The organism is Desulfococcus sp. (assembly GCF_050178255.1).
Lineage (GTDB): Bacteria > Desulfobacterota > Desulfobacteria > Desulfobacterales > Desulfococcaceae > Desulfococcus > Desulfococcus multivorans.
In genome coordinates this window covers 1-10,406 of sequence record NZ_JBFXGG010000100.1, presented here as the reverse complement: position 1 = coordinate 10,406, position 10,406 = coordinate 1, and the positions used below count along the sequence as shown (strand labels likewise).

Annotated in this window: 8 protein-coding genes; 3 read left to right on the top strand and 5 right to left on the bottom strand. The window is 56.4% G+C overall.

The features are described from left to right. Nucleotides 1–427 precede the first annotated feature (427 nt). Complete coding sequence (locus AB7S84_RS14095) at nucleotides 428–2,269, top strand: glycosyl hydrolase family 28-related protein (RefSeq protein ID WP_020876503.1); 1,842 nt, start codon at nucleotides 428–430, stop codon at nucleotides 2,267–2,269. 46 nt (nucleotides 2,270–2,315) lie between these two features. Here the strand turns inward: AB7S84_RS14095 and AB7S84_RS14090 are convergent, their stop codons facing one another. The 4 genes from AB7S84_RS14090 to AB7S84_RS14075 all read right to left on the bottom strand — a co-directional run bounded on the left by AB7S84_RS14090 (nucleotide 2,316) and on the right by AB7S84_RS14075 (nucleotide 7,667). Next, nucleotides 2,316–3,155, bottom strand: a complete 840-nt coding sequence (locus AB7S84_RS14090; RefSeq protein ID WP_020876504.1) for a rhodanese-like domain-containing protein — start codon at nucleotides 3,153–3,155, stop codon at nucleotides 2,316–2,318. A 190-nt stretch (nucleotides 3,156–3,345) separates the two neighbouring features. Next, a complete protein-coding gene (locus AB7S84_RS14085; protein ID WP_020876505.1) occupies nucleotides 3,346–5,436 on the bottom strand; it encodes a thioredoxin domain-containing protein in 2,091 nt (696 codons plus the stop codon). Between the two features lie 135 nt (nucleotides 5,437–5,571). Further along, nucleotides 5,572–6,885, bottom strand: a complete 1,314-nt coding sequence (locus AB7S84_RS14080) for a M18 family aminopeptidase (RefSeq protein ID WP_020876506.1) — start codon at nucleotides 6,883–6,885, stop codon at nucleotides 5,572–5,574. Then, nucleotides 6,882–7,667 carry an endonuclease/exonuclease/phosphatase family protein gene (locus AB7S84_RS14075; protein ID WP_020876507.1) on the bottom strand — a complete coding sequence of 262 codons (786 nt, stop codon included), beginning with the start codon at nucleotides 7,665–7,667 and terminating at the stop codon, nucleotides 6,882–6,884. The genes AB7S84_RS14080 and AB7S84_RS14075 overlap by 4 nt, the downstream gene beginning before the upstream one ends. Before the next feature lie 310 nt (nucleotides 7,668–7,977). On the opposite strand from AB7S84_RS14075, the gene rfaQ reads away from it, so the two are divergent. Beyond that, nucleotides 7,978–9,069, top strand: a complete 1,092-nt coding sequence (gene rfaQ / locus AB7S84_RS14070; RefSeq protein WP_020876508.1) for a putative lipopolysaccharide heptosyltransferase III — start codon at nucleotides 7,978–7,980, stop codon at nucleotides 9,067–9,069. Continuing rightward, nucleotides 9,070–9,984 (top strand): glycosyltransferase family 2 protein, encoded by a 915-nt coding sequence (locus tag AB7S84_RS14065; protein ID WP_428155168.1) that lies wholly within the window; start codon nucleotides 9,070–9,072, stop codon nucleotides 9,982–9,984. It abuts the gene before it with no gap. Between the two features lie 138 nt (nucleotides 9,985–10,122). Here AB7S84_RS14065 and AB7S84_RS14060 read toward each other — a convergent pair. Continuing rightward, a partial coding sequence (locus tag AB7S84_RS14060; protein ID WP_428155166.1) for a hypothetical protein occupies nucleotides 10,123–10,406 on the bottom strand: 284 nt, incomplete at its 5' end.

Sequence of the window (10,406 nt, the reverse complement as noted above, 5' to 3'; positions counted from 1 at the left end):
CGTATTCGACCTTCCAGCACATATAAAAATAGTAACTCGCCGCCAACAGCATCATCCAGCGGAAGCGATGGGGGATCGCGAAATAGAGGCCGACAACGACGATAAAGAAGACGGCAAACTGAAGAGAATTGAATAGCATGGCCGTTTGAGAGGGTTATCGATTAACCGGGCCTTCCCCACATTGTTCCTGACGAATCGTCCGATCTGCGGAGCACGGATCCATTGGTCAGGGGACTATAAAAGGTTGCCGTGCACGCGTCAAACGGAAAATTGCCGAAAATCCGGATTTTTTTATCACTACCGACAAAATGACGCGCGCATCGACGGCGGTGTGCTCCGAAGTTGACAGCAGGTCCTGAATATGCTCTTTTTAAACTCAAGTACCGGAAAACAACCGCTCGTCTTTCGAAAATTCGGAGCAAAAGATATGACATCGCCCCGCCTCACCGTTCAAAAGCCCTGTGCAATCATCGTCTTTCTGATCGTTGTCATGGCCGGATCCCTTTCAGGGTCGGATCCCGCTCCGGAAGATTCGACTTCCGGCAAACCGGTCATGGACAAGGCCGCGGGTCACGCCTGGATACCCGCCGACTGGACGGCCTATCAGCGCATCGGCGCGTCCGGATCCGGTCTGCCCGATTTTTCCCGCGCCGGATATGCCATGGGTGACCGGCCTATTCCACATGTTTCGGGACCCGTGTTTGACGTAACCGAACAACGCTTCGGCGCCGTTCCCGGAGACGATCGGGACGATACGGCGGCGATTCAGGCCGCCATCGATACGGCCGGCGCGGCCGGCGGCGGGGTTGTTTTTCTGCCTCGAGGGCGATTCGACATTCGCCAAACCGGAAACGCCCCTTACCTCCGCATCACCCGCGACCAGGTGGTCCTCCGCGGTCAGGGCGACGGAACTGACGGAACCGTCCTGTTTCTCGGCTCGCCCGGCCCTGCTGGAACGGTCCGCCGCCTGGGAAGCGTTCCCGCGCTTAAAGAGCCGCGCAGCGGAGCGGCCGTGGCGGTAATCGGACCTGAAAACCGGGAATTTCTCGCCCGCTACATCAGCGATCTGCGGCGGGGTGAGCGCCAGGTGGCTGTTTCGGATACGAGTCGCCTCTCGGTGGGTCAGAGCGTCGTCGTCGAATTCGAGGATCCCCTTATCGACACCCGGAACCCCCATCCGAAAAAAGCGGACCTTCCCGTCCAGCTGACCCACCCTTTCCGCCTCACCGCCGATCAGACCGACACCTTCGGCAAAACCGCCCGCCGTCTCACCTGGATTGTCCGGATTGCACAGATCGTGGACGCACACACCGTCCGCCTGACCAACCCGGCCCGATTCGATCAGTGGCTGCGCTACCAGCCTCGGATATACGCTTTCAGGGGCGTTTCAGGCGTCGGCATCGAAAATCTCAGGATCGAAAGCCGGTGGCCGGGGAACTATCGACACCACAAACCCCATGTGGGAACGGACGGCGCCGTCATCCGCACGGCACGGGAGCAGGACTATCTCTGGAACGGCCTCTGGATGAGCTACGCTCTGGACGGATGGGTTCGAAACGTCACCTTCAAGGACCTGACCCAGGGTATTATCATCAGCCATTCGACGAACCTGAGCGTCCAGGACGTTCGCTTCGATGGGCTCGACGCCCACGCGGGTATCACCATCGGTCGAAGCAACGACGTCCTGGTCTCCGGTGCGGATTTCTTCGCCCGGATGGTCCACCCGGTAACCCTTACCATGATGGCCTCGGGCAATGTCGTAACCGACTGCGAAATCCATTACGACGGTCGGGACGACGAAACGGCCACGGATGCCGTCATCGATTTCCACGGCATATTTCCCTTCGAGAACCTGTTCGATTGCCTGCGAGGGTTTTATGTCTGCCCGGGCGGGGATATGAGCGTTCTGCCGCATGCAGGAGTCCGGAACGTTTTCTGGAACATCGAGGCCCCCCGACAAATGCGCTGTTATGGGCAAAACACCGACGGCGAATTCGTCTGCACCTACGCCTATCAAGGCACCTCGTCGGGTACGCCCCGAACCATGCACGAACATCTCCCTCAAGCCTTCTTTATCGGCATCCGAAGGTCGGGCGGCAATCCGATCACCATCGGCGGAAGCATCCTGGATCGCAAAAACGAGTGGCTCAGCGTGGAGGGCCTCAACCGCCCGGGAATCGCCATCCCCTCCCTCTATGAAGCCCAGCGTGCCGGCTTCTCCAGAGAACGTCGGGAAATGGACCCGGTTTCAGAAGCCCGGCGGAATTGATGGCTGAAGGCATCCGCGGCCTCACCATCAAGACGCCCCGAGGCCATCAGGTTTCGGCGCAAAGGGAGACGGCCTCGCCGAGCATGCGCATATGCCCCTTTTCCGCCTGGGCAATTCGCCAGAAGGCATCCCGGGCCGCTGAATCCTCGCTTTTCAGGGCCATGGTCCGGTAGAGGTCATAGGCCGAATACTCGATGGTCATAGCGAACTCCATCAAGGCCATACAAGAATCGCGACGTCCATGTTCCAGTCTGTCCACTTGATCAATCGCGGTTTTCAAGTCTCTGCCGCCTTCCAGAATTTCGCCCCCGAGGCTCTCGAAAAGCGCCTCAAAGGACGATTTGGACGCGGCGACACGCTCCCAGAAGCGATAGATCGTTCGGGCATGTCCCTTTTCCGCCGCTGACAGGTCTTTCATGGTGTCGATAAAAGGCGCATCCCCGAATTTTTCCACAGCATAGGCGTAGAATCGAAAAGCACCCTTCTCGAGGTTCATGGCGATCATCAGAAGTTCCGCGGAGCTTCTCTCCCTGTCGAAGACCTGTACCCGGGGGTAATCCGGAAGCATTCGACCGTCCCATGCCATGAGGCCGCCATCGAGATGGTAGACGCCCCCCCTCGTCACCTCCGCTTCGGCCGCGAGGTCGGCGGCAAAGGCCGATCGACCTCCGCTGTGACAATAGAACACCAATTCCCGATCGTTCGGCAGGTCGAACACGCGAGCATGCAGATCCATGAGGGGGAAAAGGCTCGCGCCGGGAATATGCCCCTCGGCATATTCAAAGGGCTGCCGCACATCAACCAACAGATAATTCTCTTCATCCCATTTGGCCATCAAGTCCTTCAGCTGATCGGGGGTCAGGGCCTTGACCTCGGGTTCATCCATCTACCTTTCTCCTCTCCTCCCCTGTTGTAACTCAACTTTCGACTTTCATACAGGCCGGTGCCGGGAGGATACGGCCCGGCACCTCTTTCCGGTCACCAGCATGAAAGTCGAAAGTTGAAGTTGTAACTGACCATCGCCGGATGCAATGTTATCCGCGCTCATCGACATATCCCAGGCGGCCGGCCGCCTCCTATACATCAGACGCACCCCGCCGCGCTCCCTTTTTGAGAAGACGGGGATCCGTTATCGGCCAATTGCAGGCGCCATCGCTGCAGACATACGCCGTCGCCCGACCGTCCACCATATCGAGCGGTTTGGTAAATTCGGCCACCCCCTTCAAACGAACGGCATTTTCCCGACTCTTGTAAAGCACCGTCTCGTGGGGGGAATAAGCATCGTCCAACACCGCCAACATTTCCCTGGTGCTTGCATCATCGCCTCCCACCACCACGACGTCGCGGCCGGGTCGGATGAGCATGGCCATACCCAGAAGATAATGGGTAAAGGCGGACGGATTGGCCTTGACGGAGCCCGCGAAGGCTCGGGACAGCAGATCCGCACATTCCGCCCAACGCACGTTTCCGGTAAGCCTGAACAGGAGCGTCAGGTTTGTCAGCGACACGGAATTGGCCGACGGCACTGCCCCGTCATAGAGTTCCCTGGGGCGAACAGGGAGATCCTTTTCGGTCTCGGCGGTCAGGAAAAAGCCCCCGTTGTGGGCATCCCAGAAATCGTCGAGCATCTGCTTCTGAAGTCGGAGGCCCCACTCCAGGTGGCCGGGATCAAAGGTGGTGCGATACAGCGCCAGAAGACCCCAGATTAAAAAGGCGTAATCGTCGGCCTGGGCGGCGATGCCCGCCTCTCCGTTACGATAGCGATGCAGAAGCCGCCCTTCCGGGGTCGTCATGTACGCCTCGATGAACCGAACGGCCTTTTCTGCGGCCTTTGCATATTCAGGCTTTCCCAAAATCCTGGCCCCTGTGGCCAGGGCGGCGATCATGAGCCCGTTCCAGTCAGCCAGAATCTTGTCATCTTTCAGGGGATGGATTCGCTTCTCCCGATGGGCGAACATTTTGAGCCGGATGTCCTCCCACCTTGCGGTCATCGCAGCTTCGTCCACCTCGAGAATCTCCGCCCAGGATGCCATGGATCGGGTCAGGTGAGGGATGTTGGCACCGGAACGACGGCCGGTGGCTTCCTCCGCAAAATTGCCGTCCGCCGAAAACGACAGAACCTTCCCCCAAATATCGGCCGCATCCGGTCCCAGGATCGACGCGAGTTCGGCCGTCGTCCAGACATAGAAACGTCCCTCCTCGCCTTCGCTGTCAGCGTCTTCCGCAGCATAAAATCCGCCACCGTCTGCCGTCATATCCCGCAGCACGTAGGTAAAAACCTCCTCCGCCGTTCGAGAGAACGCGGCATCACCGGTCAGTTGAGCGGCCTCGAGGTAGGCTATGGCCAGAAACGCCTGATCATAAAGCATTTTTTCGAAATGAGGGACAATCCATCGGGCATCGGTGGAATACCGGTGGAATCCGAACCCCACGTGATCCCACACCCCGCCCCGACGCATGGCCGCAAGGGTTTTTGCGACCATATCGAGGGATTTCCGGTTTCCCGTCAGGTAGTGGTGGCGCATCAGGAAAAGGAGCCGATGGGGCGTGGGAAATTTCGGGGGCGGGTTGAACCCGCCGTTTTGCTCGTCAAAGCTTTTTTCCATCTGAAGGGCGGCGTGGTTCAATGCCGGCAGGGCTACAGGCTCATCGGCCGTAAAAACGAAGGCCTGTCCCAGGCGGCCGGTCACCATGCCGGCCGAATCCAGAATCCGGCTCCGATCCGAAAGCCACATCTTCCGGACATGCCGGCAGAGTGCCGTCAGCCCCGCATGTCCAAGGCGGGATTCCCTGGGAATATAAGTGCCCGCGAAAAACGGCCGTTTTTCCGAAGTCATCAGAATGGTCAGGGGCCACCCGCCCTTTCCCGACAGCATCTGACAGGCGGCCATGTACACGGCGTCAATATCCGGTCGCTCCTCCCGGTCCACCTTGATGCAGACAAAGGTCTCGTTCAGCAGCGCGGCTGCCGCTTCGTCCTCGAACGATTCCCTTTCCATGACATGGCACCAGTGACATGTAGCGTATCCGATGGAGAGAAAAATCGGTTTGTCCTCATCCCGGGCTTTTTGGAACGCCGCCTCGGACCAGGGATACCAGTCCACCGGATTATGGGCGTGCTGAAGCAAATAAGGGCTTTTCTCATGAATAAGTTGATTGACAGACATGGCTCCTCCTCGGTTCCATCAGCCGCATTCCGATAACCAATCGGTGTCTCTCGAAAAAATATAGGGACGTCATGGCGACGGCGCAACGGCGGTCCGTTTCGACCTTTGGATCGCGAGGGCATGAAACCCGGCGGTCTATGCCGGAGCCGAGAGATCCTCCGTCTGAAAAAATGCATGAATCACACGGAAAAGGTGGTAGCCGTCATGGGCTCCGGCGGTCTCCCGAATGGAGTGCATGGCAAAAATCGGGACGCCTGCATCCACGGTTCTCACACCGATCCGGGTAGCCGTAAGCGGCCCGATCGTACTGCCGCAGGCCAGGTCGCTGCGCATCACAAAATCCTGGACCGGGATCTCCAAACGATGTGCTACGCAGCGGAACACCGCCGCTGTTTCACTGTCGGTGGCATATCGCTTTCCGGCGTTGATCTTGACGACAGGCCCGCGGTTAAGCAATGGGCCGTGGTTGCCGTCGTATTTTCCGGTATAATTGGGATGAATGCCGTGGGCAGCGTCTGCCGAAACCATCATGGAACGGTCCAGCGCCCGAAGGCGGTCTTCCGGTGCGGGCAGAATTCGTGTCAGCAACGCCTCCAGGAAGGTTCCCTGCGCCCCCGTCGTCGATGCGCTCCCCACCTCTTCATGGTCGTTGCACACCAGAAGAGCCGGCTGCTTCCCGGAAGACGCCAGAAGTGCCGCGAGGCCGGTGTAACAGCTGAGGAGGTTGTCCAACCGTGCGCCGACGATAAAATCGCGGTTTAAACCTGCCAAAGCCGGGGGGTGCGTATCATAAAGACTGATCTCGAAATCAAGAACCTCGACGGCATCGAGGGTCGGATCGGCTCTCTTGAGGCGGTCAAGCAGAATGTCCCGGAAGAAGAGATCGCTCCGGGCGTCCTCGTCCATCTGCAACAGGAGCGGCGGCAGTTCCTCCTGGGGATTGACACTCTTGTCCTTGTTCGCTTCCCGATCCAAGTGGATGGCCAGACTGGGGATGACAGCCACCGGATCTCCAAAATCGCACAAGACGTTTTTGATGGTTCCGGCGGCGGTGAGAACCGTTACCCGACCTGCCAGGGAGAGATCCCGATCGAACCAGGGATTGAGCAGGGCCCCGCCATAAACCTCAACCCCCAGTTGCAGAAAAGAATGCCGGAGCATCTCGGGTCGGGGTTTGACCTTGAGGCAGGGACTGTCGGTGTGGGCGCCGACCATGCGAATCCCGCTCCGGGGCCAGTCCAGACCCCCCGCCGTAAAGGCAATCAGCGCCGAATCATTGCGTGTAACGTAGTAACGCCCCATCTTCTCGAGCTTCCAAGCGTCTCCTTCCCGCAGACGGACATATCCATATCCATCCAGCATTTCGACCATTTGGGCCACGGCATGAAAAGGAGTCGGTGAATGTTTAATGAATTTGAGGAGGTTACGGTTGAACACGTTCTCTTTCATCGGATCCCTCCCACGGCTTGTAGCGCCGCGGGACGGCAGCTGTCGATGCCCGCCACTTCGAAATCCCAGATAAGGGGCGCATGATCGGAAAGACGTACTGCGGGAATCTCGAATCCCGTGGTATGAATTTCAGGGCTGTGGAAAATGAAATCCAATTGCTTTCGGGGAGCGCGGCTGGGATAGGACGGTTCCGCCAGACCGTTGGCGGTCTTCAGGTTCGTTGCAGCCAGGAAAAGCTGAAGTTCCCTATCACCCCAGAAGGCATTGAAATCGCCCGCCACGATCACCGGCTGGTCCACGGCCCGCACCATGGCATACAGCTCCGCCAGCTGATACTGCCGGTGACGGAATTTCAAAGAGAGGTGCACCAGGAAAACCACGACATCCTCAAGCCCCACCTCGATCACCAGGCGCTTGACGCCGACGCTGAAGTAATGACATCGGCGGTAGCGAAAGGCCTGATTCAAAAGGACGGCGTTGCCCTGCTTGTTGAGGACCGGCACCTTCTGTGCCATTGATTGTTCAAAATACTTGGATTCGAAGACATGATGATAGTTGAGTCCGTAAGCAAGCCTTTCGGCCTGATTGCCGTTGCCCGACCGAAACGAACCGCTGTCCACCTCGACCAAACCGACGATATCCGGATCGACCGACCGGATGAAATCTGAAATCTGCTCGAGGTTTTTTCCGGTGTTCTTGAGGTGTCCGGCGAATGGAAACGGAAAATGAAGTCGCGTCCCAACGCCTGTGCCGTAAGCGATGTTGTATAGGAGAAAACGCATGGATGTCCTTTTCGAAAACTGAACGAGAGACCAAAACCAAACCTTACCAAACAAATTATTATAACCCATTCACTCGATTAATCAATCTTTTGCGGACCGGTTTTGCAGAGCAGTTCGATATTTTCCTTGACGATTGCCCGCAAGCCGGTTAACAAACCCCACCAAAACAGTGAGCTTTTCAAATCAGGGCATGCAATACCTCAACAGACGAAAACCGGAAAGGCGGCTCAAAAAAGAATTCGGAAACCGGGAATCTTTTTTTCGTTTGTTGCATCCTGATGACGAATCGTGTGGTATATATTGCTAATATATGGCCCATCTTTTTCAAAAAACGGATCCGATATCGCCTCGCCAAAAACGAAAGATACGGGATATCCTCCTCATCAAGATGCGGTATATCGGTGATACCGTTCTCGTCACGCCCCTCATCGACGCCATAAAAGCTCACATTCCCCACGCCAGAATTCATTTGCTGGTCAATAAAAGCGTTGAAGATATCGTTGTGGATCATCCGAGCCTGTATCAGGTTCATGTCTTCGATTATGGGCGGACCAACAGATCGCTTGGATATCTCTTTCGCTTTTTGCGGCGATTGATCCAAAACCGGTTTCAGTTGGTCATCGATCTGACCCGAAACGATCGTTCGGCACTTATCACGATATTGAGCGGCGCCCGTTACCGTCTGGGATATGACGGTGCGATTTTTCCGAAAAATCTGGTCTATACCCACACGGTCCCGTACTATTTCGGACAGGTCCATACCGTCGATCACCATCTGTCTATGGGAGAACTTCTGGGATTTCATCATGCATCCCCACACCCCAGACTGCCGGTCTCCGCAGATCGCATCGGCATTGTCATGCAGCGGCTCAAGCAAGCCGGGATGCGGCTGGATGCGCCCTACGCCGTAATTCATCCTGGCGCCAGACGTTGGTATAAGCGTTGGCCGGAGGAACGATTTGCCGAAATCGGGGATCGTCTGTTCCAAAGCCTGAACCTTCAGGTTGTGCTTTCCGGAGGTTCGAAAGATGCGAAAACATGCCGCAGGATTGAAAATCTCATGACCGCCCCGTGTGTCAACACGGCAGGACGTCTTCCGTTGGCGGATCTGCCGGCATTGATTCGACAGGCCGGCATTCTTATCGGCAACGATTCCTCTCCCATCCACATCGCAACTGCCGTCAACACGCCCAGCGTATCCCTTTTCGGTCCCACCCAATGGGAAGCCTGGCGCCCAAGACGACGCCATGACATCGCCATTGCAGCGGTCTTCCCTTGCCGACCCTGCGGCCACTCGCGTCCAGACTGCCCCCACGGCTCCGACTACTGCATGAACGTGATAACGGTCGACCGTGTCTGGGCCGCGGTGAAAAGCATCATTGAACAACTGCAGGAGTCGTAAATGAAAAGTGTGACGGTAATCATCCCGACCTTCAACCGATGGCCGTTTATCTGCTCGGCTGTTGACTCCGTATTGGCGCAAACGTATACCCGAACGCATTGTATCATTGTTGACGATGCCTCCAGCGACAATACGGCGGAACGGCTTCGGGAGATCTATGCTCAACGGATCCGGATCGTTGTTCAAAAGATCAATCGCGGACCATCCGCCTGCAGAAACATCGGTGTGGAAGCAAGCCGCAGCGACTGCATCTGTTTCCTCGACTCCGATGATATGCTGGAACCCAATGCCGTTGCGTCAAGAGTGTCCCTGTTGAACGAGAGACCCGGGGAAATTACGGCGTCCTTTGGGCTTTTGAAACCCGCGAGATCGACGCATCATCCGCTGCTGCGTGAAAAAAATCGGGGAGATGAATTACGCCTTTCACAATACCTTGAGAACAAGAGTTGGTGCCACAATAACGGATTCCTGATCGACAGGGATGTGTTCTTACACACGGGGATGTACAATCCACGGCTGCGCAATAAGGAGGATATCGAACTGCTGATACGGCTTCTGCATCGACACCCCTTCAGGTATTGCGGGGAGGAAATCGGAACCGTCCGCAATGTTTGCGGCGAAAAGCGGGCGAGAAACGACTACCGGCAAATCATCGATCAGGGTATGCTCTTCTCGAGCATCATCGCCGATTCTCCAGTTCTGATGACGCAGTTGAGCGCATCGGATTTACGATCATTTATCTGTTCCGATGTAGAAGAAGCACTTCGGGCGCTCTATAAATCTCATAAATACAAAGCGTTTCGCTCTTTTTACACAAAAGCGGCAAGGATGGGGTACATCCGGGACAAGAAAAAGTTCCGCAGAAGGTACCTGGCCGCCTATCTTCAAGATATCCGCCATCGGTATGAGCGATAACAAGAAGCCCTTCATCGAGTGCTGCCGCATTGAAGATTCTGTACTCAACTTTCGACTTTCATAGGCCGGTGCCGGTCAACATCATGAAAGTCGAAAGTTGAATTCTGTAAAAATTCAACATCCCGATTGCCGGGGCGATCATAGAGCCGTGCCGTCCTTGGCCGACTTTCCCTCCTGATGACCGGCCTTTTCGCGCCGGATCCGATTTTTTAGGGTGTGACGACGGATGCGCTCGATTTTTTTCATGATCCAGCAAAGTTGAAACCGGCTCCAGAGCGAAAGTCGATTCACGCCTTTGTAGTCCATCAACAATTTCAGCCGGTCTTCCTTTGAAAAGAGCGTTTCAGGAAGGGTGTAGTTCAGTTCCGCAAGGGTTTTGACCATCCACCGAAACCGTTGCCATCGGCGGCGGTCGACGCGTT